Raw genomic sequence first — 17,807 nt, forward strand, 5'->3', positions numbered from 1 at the left:
CCGCACCTCACTCGACCAGCCGGATGGCCAAGCTCTCGTCCACGATCTCGGGCATGCCGGCCCCCGTCATCTTCTCGGTCGAAGCGCGCCGTACCCCCAATTGCCCGCCCGATACAGGTCATGGGCTTCGATGGCGCTTTGGTGGCGCTCTCATGGCCCGGGAGGCCATGAGCAAGATCGGATCCGCCGTCACCAAGCCGCGAAACGTCGCCATGATCGTGGTTCTGCCGGCCGTGTACCTGCTCGGCGGACGTGCCCGCCACAGGTCACATCTCACGTGATGCGGGTCCGGCCGGAGTACGCCGGAAACCATGGGAGATGTGGCACCTGCCGCCCCCCGGACCAGGAGGGGCGGCAGGTGGTGGAATCAGAGGTCCAGTCCGTAGTACTGGGCCAGATAGGCGATGACGTCGTCGGCGTGCGGCAGCAGTTCGGGCAGGCGCGCGGCGAGCGCCGCCCGGGTCGCGACCGCCAGGTCCGACGCGCGGGTCGCGGAGGTGCGGACGTACGGATCCAGGCGCTGGATCAGTTCGTAGTTGCTGTCGATGTTCTCCGCCCTGATCGCCTTCTCCAGCGGCGGCGCGCCGGGCGGCGGCACGGGCGGGAGCACCCGGCTGATGTAGGTCACCCGGTGCATGACCCGCCAGCAGGGCGGCTTGGCGACCGACTGGCGAGCCTGCCGCAGCGCGGCGGCGTTGGCCTCGCTGCTGTTCGTCAGCCACATCGGGTCGACGACCTTGTTGTAGAAGTCGTCGAAGTTGGCGCTGCTCTCACCGAGGTAGAAGGTGAGGAAGCGGTAGGCGTCCACCTTTCCGGGCACGAGTACGGGCTTGCCCTGAGCGTTGAAGACTGGTTTGCCGTTGTCGTAGCGCTGCAGGTCGCCCGAGGGCGCGCACTCGACGGTCAGGCCGAAGCCTCGGCTGGCGTCCTTGCTCCTGGCCCGCGTCACCGAGGTGCCGCCGGCGAAGGACGCCTCCAAGCCGAATGACGCGCCTTTCCCCTTGATCTCGAAGCCCACCTCGTAGGCGGCGCTCAGCGTGGCCTTGAACGAGTAGGAGCCGGTATGGGTCTCCGTGACCGCGTCCGTGGCCTGGGTGGTCTCGGCGAAGAAGCCGCCCTGGGCGGTCCAGACGTAGGTGTTGACCAGGTCGCGGTGGGAGAAGCCCGCGGGAATGGGGTTGGGGCTGGCGTCCCGCGCGGGCGGGGCGGGCGGCTCGCTGATGCCCATGGCGCGCAGGACCTTACGGGCCTGCTTGCCCGTGGGGTCGGCGTGGTGGGTCTCGGTGGAGACGCCCTCGTAGTAGGCGCGCAACCGCTCCTGCTCGCGGATGATCCTGCGCTTGAGCGCGTATGCCTCCCGGGGCTTGAAGAAGCTGTACTGCCCGTAGTCGATGGCGGTCGGATAGTCGGGATCGCAGACCTTGCCGCGGTCGTCGAAGCCGACCGCGCCGTCCAAGGTGCCCTGCTTGGTGTAGCGAGGGTTGACCGGGAACGAGATGATGTTCCAGTCCTTGGGGATGTCGGGATTGGCCAGCATCCGGTAGGCGACCAGCGCGCCCGTGTGGGCCAGGCGCAGCGCGAAGACGTCGGCCGTCTCCGACTGCACCAGCGCATATCCCACGTTGGCCGGCACGTAGCGGCGGCCGATGGCGGAGTTGAGCACCTTGGTGGCGTCCTCCAGATGGCCGGTGAGCCGCAGCTTGGCCGCGCGCGTGGTGTTGACGCCCTGCGACACCTTCGCCTCGCTCGACCAGGCGTTGGAGAACTCCAGGCCGAATTTGAAGTTCCCGGTGTGGGTGACCTTCGCGAGCGGGGTGGCGGTTCCCATGCCTCCGGGTGCGGTGATCGCCAGGAGGTTCTCGGCGTTGTTGATGCTGAAGGCCAGGTTGAAGGCGAAGTCGACGCTGCTGGTGCGGTTGGACGACAGGCTGTAGACGACCTGGTTGGCCTCGTTGAACTCGACGCTGGAGGCGCCGGCCCACGAGTCGGCGCCGGTCAGGTTCTCCGACGGCACCGGGGGCGCGCTCTCGATGTAGCCGATGAGCTGCGGGTCGAACTGAACCTGGCCCACCCACTCCGAGACCAGGCTGCCGACCTTGTACCCGGTGACGAGGTACCAGCGCCCGTCACGCAGGTAGCCGTAGCAGCGCTTGAGCACGCCGAACGACACGCCCTTGGCCGTGCGCTGCGCGTCGGCGTACTCGCCCACGGCCGGGGACGAGGTGATCGTGTCGTGGAACGGGGTGCGGATGGCGGCCAGCGCCGAGCGCACCTGGGAGCTGTCGGTGGAGATGGGCGCGTTGGACAGCATCAGCGTGGGACGGGACGCGGGGAAGTCCAGGGAGTTGCCGCGCAGGCCCTCGTCACGGATCTGCTTGGAGGCGTCGGTGGTGGAGTCGCGGTCGAAGGGCCAGTAGGCGATGAGGTCCTGCTTGTCGCCATGGAGCCGGGTGAAGAGGCTGTCCAGGATCTGCTCGGGGGTGCGCACGGTACGCCAGATGCGCACCTCCTCCAGCTTGCCGCCGAACGGCTCGCTCACCGTCCCGCCGGACAGCCGGGCGGCCAGGGTGAGCTGCTGGTCGCCGTAGTCGCCGGCACCGGTGCCCGGGTCACAGGTGATGAGCTCGCCGTTGCGGTACACACGGAGCCGGCTGGCGTTCTGGTCCGGGTCGACGGTCCAGGCGGCGCGGCGCAGGCGAGCCGGGTAGGTGTTGCCGTCGTCGAAGGTGACGTTGCCGGTGTTCTCCTCGAATCCCCAGCGAGCCACCAGGCCCTTGTCGTGGCCGGTGACGGCCTGGCCGATCTGGGCGTCCTTGCGGGCCACCCGCCACAGCCTGACCTCGCCCAGCGAGCCGGACAGCGCGGAGACCTTGCCCGCGTCGCGGGCCAGCCCGATCGTCAGGCCCCCGGAGTTGCCCTGCGCGCCGGGGCCGGTGTACCTCTCGGCGCCGGCGCCCTGGCCGTCGATGTAGAAGCGGATGTCCGTCCAGGGCTGGGCGTCGGCTGTCTGGGTCACGGAGGAGACCGCGACCTGGCGTCCCTGGCGGACCACGGCGACCCGATGGAAGGCGTTCGCGCCGATCGCCCGGTTGGACGTGAAGCGCACAACCTTGCCGTCGGGCTCCACGAAGGAGAACTGCAGCTTGCCGTCCCCCTGGACACAGAGCTGGTACGGCACGCCGATCCCCATCTCCGTCTCGCCCTTGGAGATCAGGCCCATGCGCTGCCCCAGCCGGTCGACCTTGAGGAACGCCTCGATGGTCAGGTCCTCCGGCAGGTCGAGCGCCTCGTCCTTGTCGACCTCCAGGTACGCGCCGCCGGAGAACCGGATGCCCCACGACTGCTCGAAACCGGCCGCGAGGTGCGCCCACTCACCGCAGGGGAAGACGTCGCGGCTGCGGAGGGTCCGGTTGCCGACCCCGGCCAGCACCTGGTGGCCCTTGATCGGGGACTGCACGGCCGACGGGCCGGGGAAGGTCCAGTAACCCAGCAGGCCGGGCTCTCGGCCGGACAGCCGCTGGTTGCGTTCGATGGTGATCTCGGCCTCGGTCCTGACCCGGCCGAAGAGGCGCACCTCGTCGATCTCGCCGCTCAGGTGCTCGGTGTTGAAGTTCCTGACGCCCAGGCGCATCGGGCCCTTGCCGGAGTACGGAGCGTTGGAGACGCGGCGGGCGACCTCGACGCCGTCGCGGTAGATGATCTGGGAGCGGGTGGCGTGCTCGTACACGGCGGCCCAGTGGTGCCAGTTCAGATCCGGGGCGCTCGCGGGGCTGTGCAGGTCATCGCCGTACAGGCAGAAGCCGAAGGAGTTGTCGGAGGTGATCTGCAGGTGCAGGGTCCGGTTCTGCGCTCCGCCCATCTCGCCGTGCACCAGCAGCGGTTCGACGACCGCACGGGCGGTGGTGCGCCGGACCCACATCTCGATGGTGAAGTCCCGTCCGGCCAGGTCGATGTTGTCGCTCAGCTCGTAGGCGTCCTCGGAGGCGCCCTTGAACACCCGCGCGGTCATCCGGGGCGCTTCCGAGAGGGCCAGCATGTACTGCGAGCCGCCGGCGTTGGCGTTCAGGATCCTGGCTGTGCCGGACATGGGCGAGGCGTGAACCCAGGCCTCCATGGTCAGGTCGCCGGTCGTCGTGACGCGGTCGAGCTGGGTGGCGGGCAGGCGCAGGTGCTGCTGGCGGCCGTCGAAGGAGTAGGTGCGGCCGGGCATCTCGCCCCGCCAGCGGCTGCCGTGCCCGGTGACCAGCTTCCTGGCCTTGCCGTTCGGCATGCTGGTGATGCTCCCGGGTGTGAGGGTGAGCAGGCGTGAGCCCGACGACAGCGTCGCGCCCTGCCGGGAGCTGGTGGCCTGGTCGTAGTCGTAGGCGATGAGGAAGACCTGCGCGGGGAACCTGATCGCCCCGCCGGCCGAGGTCAGGGTGAGAGTCTTCTCGCCCACGGCGTGCGGGGAGGCCGCGCGGAACCCGGTCCCGGTGCCGATCATGAGGTGGGCCCGCTCCGGCACGTCGACCGCCAGCGGCTCGGCCAGCGTCATCGTGTCGCGGGCCGTTGTTGTGATCAAGCCGAGTTTGACCGGCTCGGCCGCGTTTCCGGCGAGGACGGCCGCCATGCGCGCGGTGTCGCGCGGCAGCGACTTCCAGACCTCGCTCTCATTACCGGCGGTGATGGTCAGGTCGCAGCGGCTCGGGGCGTCGCCGTCGGTCACCGTGATCGTGAACGAGCCGAGGTCGATGGCCGCGTCCTTGGCCGTGAACAGGACCGCGCTGCCGCCGCTGACCAGTTCCTGAACCGACGGCTTGACCTGGGTGTCCAGGTAGGCGGCGAAGAACTGGTCGTTGGCGCCTCGGTAGTACAGCACGACATTGCCGTTGGCGCTGTCCAGCAGGGTGGGCGCGTCGGCGCAGCGGGCGAAGCCCAGCAGGGCGCCGGAGCAGCTCAGGCCGGTGCGGTCGAGGTCGAGCAGCGGCAGGTTCACGGTCAGGTCGGGGTCGCCCTTGGTGGCGCCGGTCATCGCGGCGAGTTGGGCGCTGACCTTGGTCAGCTCGGCCTGCTTGGCCGCCAGCCGACGGGTCAGCTCGTCGATCCTGGTCTGCGCCCTGAGCGCCGCGTCCAGGGCGGCCTGAGCCTTCTGCAGCGCGTGCTGGGCGTCTTTGAGCCGCTCTTCCCAGCCGTCGACCATGCCGGATCGGATCATCTTGATCTGGCCGAATTCCATGATCGTGGCGCCCTGCATCTGGCTGACCCTGCCGAGTGCGGAGCTGATCGCAAAGTTGGTGTGGCGGGCAAGGATCCTGACCCAGTCACCATCCGGCACCAAGTAGAACTGACAACTCGATTTGAAGAGCCGCTGGTACTGGATGACGGACGCTCCGTCCGTGGTGCTGTCGCCCTGCACGTTCATGTCCTTGCCGGACAGCACGTTCTTGATGAAGTAGACGGTCCGGCCGTTGTGGGTCTCGCCCGTCTCCTCGAACACCCACAGGCCGGAACGCGAGCTGCCGTCGACCACCTTGCTCAGCGGGGCCTCGTTGTCGAGGCTGTCGCCCCGGACCGTGATGTAGAGCTCCTGCCAGGTCTCCCTGCTGCTGTTGAACCGCAGCCGATACCGCCAGGACGTCAGCTTGTCCTTCAGCCCGTCGATGGTCGTCTGGATGGACACGACGTCGCGGGCGAGGCGGTCGCGGTCGGCCGTGAACGCGGGCACGTTCGCGGCGTCCGCCCTGAGCGCGTCGATGTCCCTGGGCAGGCTCAGGATCTCGGCCTCCAGCGAGGCGACCCGCTGCTCCAGCACGCTGATCGCGTCCAGGTCCTGGCTGGCGGGGGGCCGCTGCAGCACCGGCAGGTCGAGGACGTCGTTCACCTGGGTCAGCCGTCCGTCGCGGCCCACGCCGAAGTCCAGGGTGGCCACCTGGGCCTCCTTGTCGCCGGTCGCCTTGGTGGCGAAGGCCAGGAGCACACGGGTGTGCATCTTGACCGGCTTGGGGGCGGTGCCGTACCCGGTGGTGGTGGACTGCTGCTGGTGGTAGACGACGGAGGCCAGCCCGGAGGCGACGTTCCTGCCCTTGACGGTGAAGCTGTCGCGGCGCACGCCCGGGTGGTCGCCCACGGGCGCCTGCGAGGCCACCCACACCGAGGAGTGCGCCGTGCCGTGCAGGCCGTTGTCGCTCTGGTCGTGAACGACGGTGCCGAGGCCCTCGTCGAGGCGGTAGTAGGCGACCAGGCCGGGCTCGTTGCCGATGAGGCGGTGGTCGAGATCGCGCTTCAGCTCCGCCACCGGGCGCGCGCGGTCCCAGATGCGGACCTCGTCGATCTCGCCGTTGAAGAACTTGCTCGGCTGGCCGTTGACGTCCGTCGCGCCGATCAGGACCTGCGTGGCCTTCCCGGCCCGGTACGGCAGGCGAACGGTGGCGCTCGGCCGCCCGTTGATGTACACGGTCGCGTCGGCGCCGTCGAAGACCGCGGCCACGTGGGAGTACTCGTTCAGCGTGACGGTGTCGGTGGTGGCCACGGAGAAGGGCACGGCGTCGTGCGCGAGGAAGAGCGTGCCGTCTTGGCGCGTCCCGAACTGGCAGGCCACGCCCTTGCCCAGGACGAGCCCGTCGTGGGCGGCCGGCTTGATCCACGCCTCGATCGTGTACGGCCCGGCGCCGAACGCCAGGGCGGCCGGGCTGCCCAGGTCGACGCGGCCGGTCTTGCCGTCGAAGAGCAGCGCGGTCTCGGCGTGACCTGTCGCGCCCGTGACCGGCACCAGCTCGCGGTTGGTGAACGGGCACGTTCCAGGGCTGCGCTCGAAGACCGCGTCGCGGTACTTGGCGTCGGGGCTGGTGTAGAAGCGGGTGCCCTGGGTGTTGAACCAGCCGTCGGCGCCGCGCTCGACGTTGAAGCAGTCGACGCGTCCCGTGGCGTCGTTGTGCGCGAACACCTGCCAGCGCCACATCTCGTTCGTCGCGGTCGGCACGTGCACCGCGGTGAACCGGCCCTCCTTCAGGTTCCTGATGAAGGACAACTCCCTGGTCGGCTCGTAGAACGGCCGCCCTTCCATGTCCTCGGTGCCCAGGGTGTCCTTGGCCGAGTCAGGCTTGGTGGCGTGGCGGCTGCGCCGGTAGCGCACTTCGAGCACCGGCTTGAGCTTGCCGTCGACCAGCAGGAACCGGTCGACCAGCAGCGTGTCACGCACCAGCGGCACCTGCTTGCCGCCGCTGAGCACGTAGTCCTTCCTGGCCGCGTCGGCCGAGCAGCCGCCGCCGGTCAGCTTGAACACCGAGTCGCCGTGGCCGTCGCCGATCGACTGGCGTAGGACGATCACGTAGCTGCCGTCCGAGAGCACCTGGAACGGTGCAGCGGCCGACAGCCGCGCGGTCGTGGAGAGGAACGAGTCGATCTCCTCGGGTTCGAGCTGCTCGTCCTTCCCCGCCTCGATGCGGCCGCCGCGCTTGACCGTGGGCATCATCGTGGCGCCCGCGATCGCGTGGCCGACCTCGGTGATCTCGCGCGGGAACGGCAGTTCGGCCGGGTTGTCGGCCCAGTAGGCCGCGTCCAGCTCTCCCTTGGCCGGATCCTGCTTGGCCAGGTTCAGGACGTTGTAGACGATCCGCCGCGCCGCGTCCATCGCCAACGCCACAGTGGTGCCCTGATGGCGAACCATCGCCACGTACTTGTAAGCGCGGTCGCCGTAGACCTTGACCATCGCATCCCCAGCCGCCATGACCACCCCTCCTCGCCCGCCGAAGCACCCTTGACGATGATCGGAAGCTAGCGCTAGGTCAACGTATTGCCGTGGCCATATCCGGCCATCGCATGCGCCCCGCTCCACGCTTCGAGCGTCCTGGCGTCACAGCGACGGCTTGCTCTACCGAAGCGGATCCTGCCAGGTCAACGCCATGGCGCAGTTCCAGCGTCTGATTCGGTCCCAGCGTCGCCCCCCGCGCCATCGTTGAAATTCTCCGCATCCAATGCGTTCGCCGCTGGTGTCCGCGTCGGTGTGTCGGATCGGGGCGGTGGCGTTCGTAGCAGGGGTGAGGCCGCCCGCAGGGGGCGGCGCCACGGCGAAGGAACCGCGACATGAAGCTGACGACCATGACTCAGGTCACCATCGACGGAGTGATGCAGGGAAACGGCGCCGCGTCGGATGACCGCGGGAACGGATTCGAGCGCGGCGGATGGGCCCGGGGGAAGGGTGACGACGAGACCAGGACGTTCATCACGCAGGCATTTCAGCGCGCCGAGGCGTTCCTGTTCGGCCGGCGCACTTATGAGCTGTTCGCCGGCTCTTGGGGGGCAATCGACCAGATGCGTGCACATCCCATCGGCGTGGCCTTGAACGAGGCCGCCAAGTACGTTGCCTCGACCATGCTCACCACCCCGCGTTGGCAGGACACGACCGTTCTCCGCGGTGACCTCGCGGCGGCTGTCAGTGAGCTGAAGGCCAAGCCCGGGGGTGAGCTGCAGGTGCACGGCAGTGGCATCCTGATTCAGTGGCTGCTGGAGAACGACCTGGTCGACGAGATGACTCTGATCGTGATCCCGGTGGTTGTCGGCCAGGGCGCGCGGTTGTTCCCCGACGCGGGCCCGGATCTTGCGCTCGACCTGGTCGAATCGCGGGTCGACTCCAAGGGTGTGTCGATCCAGGTCTACCGGCCGGCCGGGCGCCCGCAGTATGCGACGGCCTGAAGTCCCTGGCCATCGGACCACGCTGTCTTGACACCACAGGAGTTGACCTTCAAATGCGGTACCTGGTTTCCGTGATCGATGACAAGAGCGATCCGGGCAGCACGGACAGGCAGCCCGCCATCAGCGCGTTCAACGAACGGCTGATCGCCGAGGGCTACTGGGTCTTCTCGGGCGGGCTCGCGGACACCGACGCGGCTACGGTCATCGACAACCGGGGCGAGCAGGCGGTGGTCAGCGATGGGCCTTTCGTGGAGTCGAAGGAGTATCTCGCCGGCGTCTGGGTGTGGGAGGCCCCCGATCTGGATGTGGCGCTCAAGCTCGCCGCGGAGGCGTCGAAGGTCTGCGATCGGAAGATCGAGGTGCGGCCGTTCCTGTGAGCGGCGTCGAGGAGGCGATCACCGAGTTCCTGCCAGGCGACATCGTCGGACCCCTGCTCGACTCGAGCCAGGAGCACGGGTATCTGATTGGCCGCCCCGAAGACGTCCTCCAACCGCGTCCAGTCCACCACCCGGATATTCAACATCGTGAATGGCCGTCCGCCTTGCCCGAGAGCGGAACCAGCACCCGGCACTTCTAGTTCAGAGAAGCCTGCCTGCGATGTCCCGTGATCAACATCAACCCGAAGATGCTGCCCCGCCTCGGCGAGATCGAAGGCATCGACCTCACCCTCACCTTCCTGCGTCAGAAGCGAGACCAGACCCGTCGACTCGCCAGAGTCGCCCCGATCCACCTCGGCATGCCCGCACCCAGGGACGCACACGTGATCGTGATCAAAACGGCACGACCACGCCGAGCTCGCGCAGCCGGGCGACTGCCGTCGACAGACACAGCGCGGCGCTGGCGCCGTCGGCCCGCATGCCCGCCTCCAGCGGGCCGCCGCTCGCCGCGAAAGTCCAGGAATGCCGACCCGCCGCCAGCCTCTCGGCATCAACCCTGAGCATCGCATTGATGCCCTGCTCGGCGAGCCACTCCAAGATGAGCAGGGTCGCGTCCTCGATGCCGCCGTCCTGGTCAGCCTTCACCCATCGGCCTTTCCGCCCAGTCACGGCACGACCGTATCGAGGAGGGATCGCCATGGACTCATCGGTGCCGGACGTCGTCATCGCATGACACGCGGATCTGGACATGTCCTCACCGGGTCGCGGTCATCATGCCCGCATACCGTCCGATCGGGGACTCAGACCAAGAGCCGGACCGAGGGAACCTCCGCATCAACCGCGATTTCCGTCTTGCATTCTCCGCACCGTGGACTCCAAGGACGACGCACGTTCGTCTGAATCGATCCCTTACCCGAGGCCTCCTGGTGGGGGCAGTAACAGCCGTAGTGCAGCCGGATCCACCTGCTCCGGGACGTCGCATCCCCGCCCCGCTTGGCATCCTGGAACGGCACCCGCCAGAAGTCGATCACGGCCCTCGAAGCCAACAGAGCGCTCTCGCTCGTCAGGTCAGCGTTGCATGTCGATGATGAGCTTCCCGCGGACTCCGCCGGCTTCGAGTCGTCGGTGAGCCTCTGCGACGTCGCCGATCGGGTAGGCCGTGTCGATCACAGGGCGGATGCTACCCGCCTCGGCGGAGGCGGTGAGCTCGGTGATCCGCGCGGGGGAGGGGTTGTTGCTGAAGAGTTTCATGCGCCGGGGCGAGAGGGCGGCTCGCAGTCCCGTGGTGACCATGGAGGCCAGGATGCGGTCCTGGTCGAAGGCGAGCGCGACCATGCGGCCACGCCGGGCGAGCCGGGCCTGGTAGGCGCCGAGATCGGTGCCTACGACATCGAGGATCACATCGTAATGACCGAGGTCCTGAGGCCGGGTCGTGCGGTAGTCCAGGGCCGCGTCGGCGCCGAGTTCGGTGACCCAGCCGAGATTGCGGGCGCCGGCGAGCGCGGTGACGTGGGCGCCGAGCGCCTTGCCCAGTTGTACGGCGATGCTGCCGACGCCGCCTGTGGCGCCGCGGACCAAAAGCCGTTCACCGCTGGTGAGGCCGGCCTTGTCGGTCAGGGCGGTGAGGGCGGTGGTGCCGGACGAGGGCAGGGCGGCGGCGTCGAGCAGGCTCAGGTTCTCGGGGGCTCGGGCGAGCCGCTGTTCGGGGACGGCCACGTAGTCGGCGATGGCGCCGAAGGCGAAGTGCGGCATCAGCCCCCACACCTCCTCTCCCACGCTCCAGGCGGGTACACCGGGCCCCAGGGCCGCGACGCGGCCGGTGAAGTCCCCTCCCAGGCCGCGGGGGAATCGGGCGCGGGCGATGCCGCGCAGCCGGCCTGCGCGGAAGGCGAGTTCGCCGGCGTCCACGCTCGCGGCACGGACCTCGACGAGCACTTCTCCTGGCCCGGGCCGAGGTGTGGGCACGTCGTCGACGCGCAGCACCTCGGGAGGGCCGAAACGGGTGTATTGGACGGCGCGCATGATCTCTCCCAGTCGCTTCGAGCATAAGTGGGCTGGCGGCCCACTTATGGTTCGGCTACTCTAACCGGAGCGCCAGCCCACTTGTCAAAACCTGGAGGAGGCCATGCCCCACACCACCCGGCGGCAGCCCCTGCGTGCGGACGCCCAGCGCAACTACGACCGCATCGTCAGCGCGGCCCGGGACGTCTTCGCACGTGACGGCGCCGGCGCCGCCCTGAACGAGATCGCCCGTCAAGCCGGGACAGGATCGGCGACGCTGCACCGCCTCTTCCCCTCCCGTCGCGCCCTGCTCGAAGCCGTCTTCCATGACCGCGTCGAGGAGTTGTGCGCCATGGCGGCACAACGCGCCGAGCAGAGCGAGCCGGGCCCCGCGCTCCTGACCTGGCTGGGCGACCTCAACGCCTACGCGAGCGCCAGTCGCGGTCTGGCCGCCTCGCTGCTGCACGGCAGCCGGGATGCCGACCTGCTGGAGCAGAACGAGGGCTGCCAGGCGATGATCACAGAAGCGGCGCGCGAACTCCTGCGACGAGCACAACAGGCAGGCGCCGTACGCCCAGGGATCCGCGCCGAGGACCTGCTCGCGCTCGTCAACGCCATCTCACTGGCCACCGAGCATCACGAGGACGACCGTCAGGCCGACCGGCTGCTGGACATCGCGATCAAGGGCATCAGCGGCCGGCCGGCATGACGGATCAGGTGACCCGCACCTGGCCGGTGCGCAGGGTGTCAGTGGCGCATGGCACTGTGACCTCCATGAAGGTGAGCGTGCGTGAAGCCGTCCTCGACGCCGGACGGGCCCTTGACCTACCCGAACCGGTGACCGAGGCGTTCATTCGCCTCCTGCGCCCCTGTGTCTACCTCTGCCCCCATGACGAACTGCCGGAAGAGCTGAAGAAGAACGCCCGTCCGGCCGCTCGTGCCGTCGGGCTTCCCCATCTGCCCAAGGACCTGGAACTGCCCTCATACGTGCCGCACGTGGTGACCATCGACTGCGCCGCCCTGCCCACCGGCGTCCTCGACATCGGCTTTCCCGCCGACGGCCACCTGGTCATCCTCGCCGAGATCACCGACCTCGACGAAGGCGTCGTCATCCACCTGCCGCCAGGCACCGAGACCGTCGAACGCCACTCGCAGGCGAAGGCTCACGAGTCGTTCCCGCTCTACGCGGTTCCTGGCATCACCTGGTCTGCCGGTCTTCGCTGGTCCGACGTTGCGGAAGCGGCCGACTACGTCAAGGGGGACGCCGAGCGGGCCCGCCTGGTGGCTGAGTTCATCGATGACATAGGGGAGATTCCTGACCTCCGATGGAGATTCGACATCCAGCTCGGCGGCTACTCCCGCGCCTGGCACAACCCGGTGGAAGCGCGCGGGAAGGTGCTGTTCGCCTCCATCCCGGAGAGCGCGGTCTTCGGGGACGGCTGCATCACCCTCATCTCGGGGACCCGGGAGCAGGTCGCGGAGTTCCGCTACGACGAGCTCGATTTCGACGTCGAGTGCTGACTTCCAGATCGTGGGTTCGACCAGGGTGATCCGACATGCGGTCAGCGTCGGACGACGCGACGGCCGCGGAGCATCGGACGGTAGCGGCACGGCCGCCCACTGCTCGGCGGCCAGTGCGGCTGGGACGGCGGCACTTGCACCTCCGCCTACGGCACTCCGGACCAGCAGCTCACCGGCATCCGGCTCGTCCAGGTCGGAATGGCCGTAGGGCAACTCCGGCAACTCGGCTTCCCCGGCGGCGCCGCCTGGGGAGCCGCCCTGCGTCAACTCGTACTCCAAGCCCCGGCCCCGGTTGTTGCCGGGATGCTCAGCTACACCCCTCAAGCCACCACACGCTACGCCGCGGCTGCCGGAAGCCTTTGGAGGTTACGCCGGCGGCGACCACACGAGTGACCACGGATCTTTCCGCACGAACGGTCTCTGCCAGCACCCGGTGTGCCGCTTCCTGGACAAAACTCCTCACCCGTCCTGCCTCGGGAAGACCTCGTAGCCGGGGGTGAGGACACGGCCGGGGTCATACGCCCGCTTGGCGGCGGCGAGCCGGTCCCATACCGGACCGAAGTGGGCCTGCCAGTCGCGGGCGGACATGGGCAGGGCGCTGGCCGGGTTGAGCGTGCCGCCCGCCGCGACGACCCGCTCATACACGGCGCGGTTGTCGGCCACCATGGCGGCGGCCATGTCGGCGGAGCCCGGTGTCGGATATCGCATGAGATTCATCGCGAACGCCACCGGCTCCGCGGGGAGCCGGAACAGCGGGCTGCGTACGGCGCTCGTCCGCAGCGGCAGGACCGAGACGACGCCGTGGTCGCCGAGATCGCCGACGGTGAGCCCGGCGAGCGTCTCCGCCAGGACCGCACCCGCGCGGGACGCCCCGATGAAGGTGAACAGCCATGGGTGCGGGGAATCCCAGCGCCCGGCGTCACGCAGGGCGTTCTCCAGGGGCGTGAACCGGTCGGTGTAGGTGCGGTAGTCGTGTGTGCCGATGGTCGCCTTCGCGCGGTCGTCGGCGAGTCCCGCGAGCATGGCGTCGTCGTCGGGCGCCTCGCCGGAGAACAGCGCCGCCCCGTCGGCGAGGTAGGTCCAGCCGCCTTCCCGGCCGGGGACGGCGCGGCCCTGGAGGTAGTCCCATCTGCCCTCGTCGAGGAGCAGGCGCTGATCGGTGAGCATCGCGTCGAGGTCGGAGTAGAGGAGCTGGTACCTGCGGACGGACTCGGGCGCCGCCGTCAGCCGCAGGGTCGCCCGCGTGATGACGCCCACCTGGCCGAGTCCGGCGCGCACGGCGTCGAACAGGTCCGGGTGCTCACCGGGTGAGCAGGTGCGGACGTGTCCGTCGCCGGTGACGACCTCGAGCGCGAGCACGGAGTCGCTCACGACGCCGTGCCGCCAGCTGGCGCCGCCGACGCCGCCGACGGTGACGGTGCCGCCGATCGTCAGGTCGAGGTACTCGGGGAGGACCGGTGGGGTGCGGCCGTCGCGGAGCGCGGCCGTGAGGACGTCGCGCCAGGTCGCGCCCGCGTCGACGACGATCCGGTCCGCGCCGACCTGGTGGATCGTGTTGTGTCCGGACATGTCGACGACAACGCCGCGCTCGACCTGGGACCGGCCGTACACCGAGTGCCGCGCGCCCTGGGCGGCGACCTGCCTGCCGGCGCCGGCCGCCCACCGCACGACGGCGGCGACGTCCGCGACCGAGCCGGGACGGAGCACCGCCTCGGGGACGGTGTGCACGACGTGGCCGAAGTCGGCCGCGGCCCGCTCGCGGGCCGCCGGGTCACGCACGAGCTCGCCGTCGAGCGGGGGCTGGTCGAGGTCCTGGGGGTACCAGCGGAGTTCGACGGTGTTGCCGTCGGGGTCGCGGACGTAGATCGACTGGCCGTCGCCGCGGGCGCCCGAGCGGACAACCGGGCCCTGGACCACGTCGAGCACTCCGGCGTCGATGACCGCCGGCCAGTCGAGCGGCGCCACGACCAGACAGATGTGGTCCACGTTGGACTCCCCGCGCGGGCGTTCGACGAGGTCGATGATCGTGGCCGCGTCGACACGGACCGAGGGGAAGGAGACCTGGCCGCGGCGCCACTTGTCGACCCGTTCGGCCTCGAGGCCCAGGATGTCGCTGTAGAACCGCAGCGAGCGGTCGACGTCCTCGACGTTCAGGACGATGTGGTCCAGTGCCGTCACGCGGATGGCCCCGTTGTGCGTGCTGGTGTTCACGTGTGCCCCTCTCAGGCGTCCGCGGCGTCGCGGTGCGAGCTGAAGGCGGTCAGTAGTGCGGTCGCCGTCAGCGCGACGCCGAACCAGACCGCGCCCGTGGTCCCGAAGCCGTCCGCGAACAGTCCGCCCAGGAGCGCGCCGAGCGCGATCGAGATGTTGTAGCCCATGGTGTTGAGGGACATGGCGGCCTCGAAGGTGTCCGGGGCCGCGGCGAGCATCATGTTGACCTGGCAGAGGTTGGCGGCGCCGAAGGACAACCCCCATATCACCACGGCGACCGCCAGCCCCGCCGGGCTGTCGCCGATCACCACGAGTAGCAGCAGCGAGGTGACGAGCCCGGTGCAGGCGACGACGAACGTCGCGCGCATGTTCTTGTTGACCGTGTGGCCGGCGACGAAGTTGCCGACCGCGCCGCCGACCCCGAAGACGATCAGCAGCCCGGTCACCCACGCCGCCGACGCCCCGGCACGCTGCTCCATGAAGGGGCGGATGAACGTGTAAGCCCCGAAGTGCCCGAGCACGTACAGCGCGACGGTGATCATCACGACCCGCAGCCGCCCGTTCCGGATCGGCAGCGCGAACACCTCGCGCACCGGGATGGCGCTCTGGGACGGCAGCGACGGAAGCGTGAGCACGACGGCGAGGAGCACGGCCAGGCTCAGGCCGCTCCAGATGAGGAACGTGGTGCGCCAGTCGGTGAGGCTCTCGATGAGCGTGCCCAGCGGCATGCCCACGACGGTGGCGATCGACATGCCGGAGAGCACGACCGCGGCGGCCTTGCTGGCCTTTTCGCCGGGAACGAGCCGCATCGCCATGGCGACGCCGATCGCCCAGAACACGCCGTGTGCGAACCCGGTGACGAGCCGGGCGGCCAGGACGATCGGGAAGTCCGGCGACACGGCCGTGACGAGGTTGCCGAGTGCCATGATCACCAGCAGCATGGCGAGGAGAGCGCGGCGGTTCACCGTACGGCTCCACGCGACCAGGAACGGCACCCCCACGCCCGCGGAGATGCCGTACAGCGTCACCATCATGCCCGCGAGGCTGACGGAGACGGACAGTCCCGCGCTGACCGGGGTGAGCAGCCCGACGGGCATCAGCTCGGTGGTGACGAAGACGAACAGGCTCGCGGTGATGGCCGCGACGCCCAGCCATGCCCGCATCTGTGAGCGCGATTCAGTACTGACAATGGTCATACGTGTCCTTACGAACGTCCCCGCACGAGCGGGGAAGAGTGCGAGGTCAGGAGAAGCTGGGTTCGCGGTCGCGGCCGCGCTTCAGCTCGAAGAACCCGTCCGTCGCGGCGACGGTGACGACCCCGTCCCAGAGCGCGCCCGCGGCCTCGCCGCGCGGCGCAGGGGTGATGACGGGACCGAAGAAGGCGATCCGGTCGCCGGCGGGACCGGGAACGTGGATGACGGGGGTGCCCACCTCGCCGCCGACCGGAGCCATCCCCGCGTGGTGGCCGGCCCGCAACGCCGTGTCGTAGCGGGTGTCCTCCGCCGCGTCGACGAGCGTGTCCGGCAGGGCGACGGCACGCAGCGCGGCGAGCATCATGTCCCGGCCCAGCCCGGCGCCCTCGAGATGAATCCGCGCTCCCATCGCCTCGTACAGCGGGCGCAGCACCGCTTCCCCGTGCTGTTGCGCCGCGGCGACGCACACCCGCACCGGACCCCAGCCCTCGATCTGCGCCTGCCGGTACTTCTCCGGCACCTCCCGGTTCTCGTTGAGCACCGAGAGGCTCATGATGTGGAACCGTGTCCGCACGGGCCGGACCCGCTCGACCTCCAGCAGCCACCGCGACGTGATCCACGCCCACGGACAGCGCGGATCGACCCAAACGTCGATCGCGGTCACTTTCTCTCGCGCATCGGCCATGACGATCCGTACACCTCCGAAGTCCCGATGGTGGCCTTGCCACGACTCGAGTCTTGCGGCGCGCCGGCGATGAGTCCAACGCATTGTTGTCACCTCAGCGATGCCGAACCATCATTGATCCATGGAACTCCAGCAGATGCGTTACGTCCTCGCCGTCGCCGAGACGAACAGCTTCACCCGGGCGGCGGAGCAGTGCCTGGTCGTCCAGTCGGCGCTGAGCCGCCAGATCGCCAGTCTCGAACGGGAACTGGGCGCGCGGCTGTTCGAGCGCACCAGCCGCCACGTGCGCATCACCCCGGCCGGGAAGGCGTTCGTGGCGGCGGCCCGCGAGAGTCTCAACGCCGCGGAGCGGGCGGCCGCCGACGTCGCCGCGGTGACCGGCGAGGTGCGCGGCAGGCTCGCTCTCGGCGTCATCCCCACCGTGGCCGCCGTCGACATCCCGGACGCACTGAGCCGGTTCCGCGACAGATATCCCCAGGTCCAGCTGAACATCCGGGTCGGCGGCAGCGAAGAACTCACCGAGCAGGTCAGACAGGGCAGGATCGAGGTCGCCTTCCTCGGGTTGCCCACCAGCGCGCGACCGGTGGGCGTCAACGCCCGTGAACTCGCCCGGGACCGGTTGGTCGCCGTCGTCGCCCCCGACCACCCGCTGGTGGGCGAACCGGCCGTCGACCTCGCCCGGCTCTCTGCCGAGACCTTCATCGACCTGCCTCCGCGCTCGGCCGCGCGGGCGCAGTCGGACGAGGCGTTCGCCGCCGCGGGTCTGAGCCGTGAGGTCGCGTTCGAGGTCACCACCGCGGACTTCATGATGGCCCGGCTCGTGCGGAAGGGGCTGGCTGTCGCGCTGCTGCCCTCGGCCTACGTCCCCCACCTGACCGGTCTGGCCACCATCGAGATCACTGACGCCCCCATGCGCGTCGAGTACCTCATCTGGAGCGGCGTTGACCGTACCCCGGCGGCGAGCGCGTTCCTCGACCTGCTGGACCTGCCGGACCGCTGACTGCCCATGGGGGTGAGGCGCGGCGGACTTGCTCGATAGTAGCGATCTCTTGCTCAATCCCGCTCTTCTCAGAGGAGAGGCGGAAGCAGCGCCTGAGGGTGATCGCGTGACGGCTAAGCTCGCAGCAGCCTGTATCCGGAAGTGGTGAG

General features: G+C 69.4%; 13 protein-coding genes. 7 read left to right on the forward strand and 6 right to left on the reverse strand.

Annotated features, from left to right (window positions below; genetic code table 11):
* Positions 1-53 precede the first annotated feature (53 nt).
* Positions 54-281, forward strand: a complete 228-nt coding sequence (locus ACFYUV_RS09970; protein ID WP_387667025.1) for a hypothetical protein — start codon at positions 54-56, stop codon at positions 279-281.
* Positions 282-367: 86 nt separating this feature from the next.
* On the opposite strand, the gene ACFYUV_RS09975 is transcribed toward ACFYUV_RS09970, so the two are convergent.
* Complete coding sequence (locus ACFYUV_RS09975) at positions 368-7,705, reverse strand: LamG-like jellyroll fold domain-containing protein (RefSeq protein WP_387667028.1); 7,338 nt, start codon at positions 7,703-7,705, stop codon at positions 368-370.
* Between the two features lie 356 nt (positions 7,706-8,061).
* Here ACFYUV_RS09975 and ACFYUV_RS09980 point away from each other — a divergent pair, with 356 nt between their 5' ends.
* Genes ACFYUV_RS09980 through ACFYUV_RS09990 form a run of 3 tightly spaced genes read left to right on the forward strand, consistent with a single transcriptional unit; the run spans position 8,062 to position 9,247 of the window.
* Positions 8,062-8,670: a dihydrofolate reductase family protein gene (locus tag ACFYUV_RS09980; RefSeq protein ID WP_387667031.1), complete on the forward strand. Its 609-nt coding sequence runs from the start codon at positions 8,062-8,064 to the stop codon at positions 8,668-8,670.
* A gap of 53 nt (positions 8,671-8,723) precedes the next feature.
* Positions 8,724-9,047 carry a YciI family protein gene (locus ACFYUV_RS09985; RefSeq protein WP_387667033.1) on the forward strand — a complete coding sequence of 108 codons (324 nt, stop codon included), beginning with the start codon at positions 8,724-8,726 and terminating at the stop codon, positions 9,045-9,047.
* Positions 9,044-9,247, forward strand: a complete 204-nt coding sequence (locus tag ACFYUV_RS09990; protein ID WP_387667036.1) for a hypothetical protein — start codon at positions 9,044-9,046, stop codon at positions 9,245-9,247. The genes ACFYUV_RS09985 and ACFYUV_RS09990 overlap by 4 nt, the downstream gene beginning before the upstream one ends.
* A 193-nt stretch (positions 9,248-9,440) precedes the next feature.
* On the opposite strand, the gene ACFYUV_RS09995 is transcribed toward ACFYUV_RS09990, so the two are convergent.
* Positions 9,441-9,692, reverse strand: a complete 252-nt coding sequence (locus ACFYUV_RS09995) for a hypothetical protein (protein ID WP_387667039.1) — start codon at positions 9,690-9,692, stop codon at positions 9,441-9,443.
* 423 nt (positions 9,693-10,115) lie between these two features.
* On the reverse strand, positions 10,116-11,069 hold the full coding sequence (locus ACFYUV_RS10000; protein ID WP_387667042.1) for an NAD(P)-dependent alcohol dehydrogenase: 954 nt from the start codon (positions 11,067-11,069) through the stop codon (positions 10,116-10,118).
* 103 nt (positions 11,070-11,172) lie between these two features.
* On the opposite strand from ACFYUV_RS10000, the gene ACFYUV_RS10005 reads away from it, so the two are divergent.
* Together ACFYUV_RS10005 and ACFYUV_RS10010 are read left to right on the forward strand one after the other, a co-directional pair.
* Positions 11,173-11,757: a TetR/AcrR family transcriptional regulator gene (locus ACFYUV_RS10005; protein WP_387667045.1), complete on the forward strand. Its 585-nt coding sequence runs from the start codon at positions 11,173-11,175 to the stop codon at positions 11,755-11,757.
* Between the two features lie 8 nt (positions 11,758-11,765).
* Positions 11,766-12,569 carry a hypothetical protein gene (locus tag ACFYUV_RS10010; RefSeq protein WP_387667047.1) on the forward strand — a complete coding sequence of 268 codons (804 nt, stop codon included), beginning with the start codon at positions 11,766-11,768 and terminating at the stop codon, positions 12,567-12,569.
* 459 nt (positions 12,570-13,028) lie between these two features.
* On the opposite strand, the gene ACFYUV_RS10015 is transcribed toward ACFYUV_RS10010, so the two are convergent.
* The 3 genes from ACFYUV_RS10015 to ACFYUV_RS10025 are packed head-to-tail and all read right to left on the reverse strand — an operon-like array spanning position 13,029 to position 16,658.
* Positions 13,029-14,780 carry an FAD-binding protein gene (locus ACFYUV_RS10015; protein ID WP_387667050.1) on the reverse strand — a complete coding sequence of 584 codons (1,752 nt, stop codon included), beginning with the start codon at positions 14,778-14,780 and terminating at the stop codon, positions 13,029-13,031.
* A gap of 11 nt (positions 14,781-14,791) precedes the next feature.
* Entirely contained in the window at positions 14,792-15,976 is a 1,185-nt protein-coding gene (locus ACFYUV_RS10020; protein ID WP_387667052.1) for an MFS transporter, read from the reverse strand.
* A 46-nt stretch (positions 15,977-16,022) separates the two neighbouring features.
* Positions 16,023-16,658, reverse strand: a complete 636-nt coding sequence (locus ACFYUV_RS10025; protein WP_387667054.1) for a disulfide bond formation protein DsbA — start codon at positions 16,656-16,658, stop codon at positions 16,023-16,025.
* A 121-nt stretch (positions 16,659-16,779) separates the two neighbouring features.
* On the opposite strand from ACFYUV_RS10025, the gene ACFYUV_RS10030 reads away from it, so the two are divergent.
* Positions 16,780-17,658: a LysR family transcriptional regulator gene (locus ACFYUV_RS10030; protein ID WP_387667057.1), complete on the forward strand. Its 879-nt coding sequence runs from the start codon at positions 16,780-16,782 to the stop codon at positions 17,656-17,658.
* The last annotated feature ends 149 nt before the right edge of the window (positions 17,659-17,807 follow it).

Origin of the sequence: Nonomuraea sp. NPDC003560 (assembly GCF_042878785.1) — a bacterium.
Lineage (GTDB): Bacteria > Actinomycetota > Actinomycetes > Streptosporangiales > Streptosporangiaceae > Nonomuraea.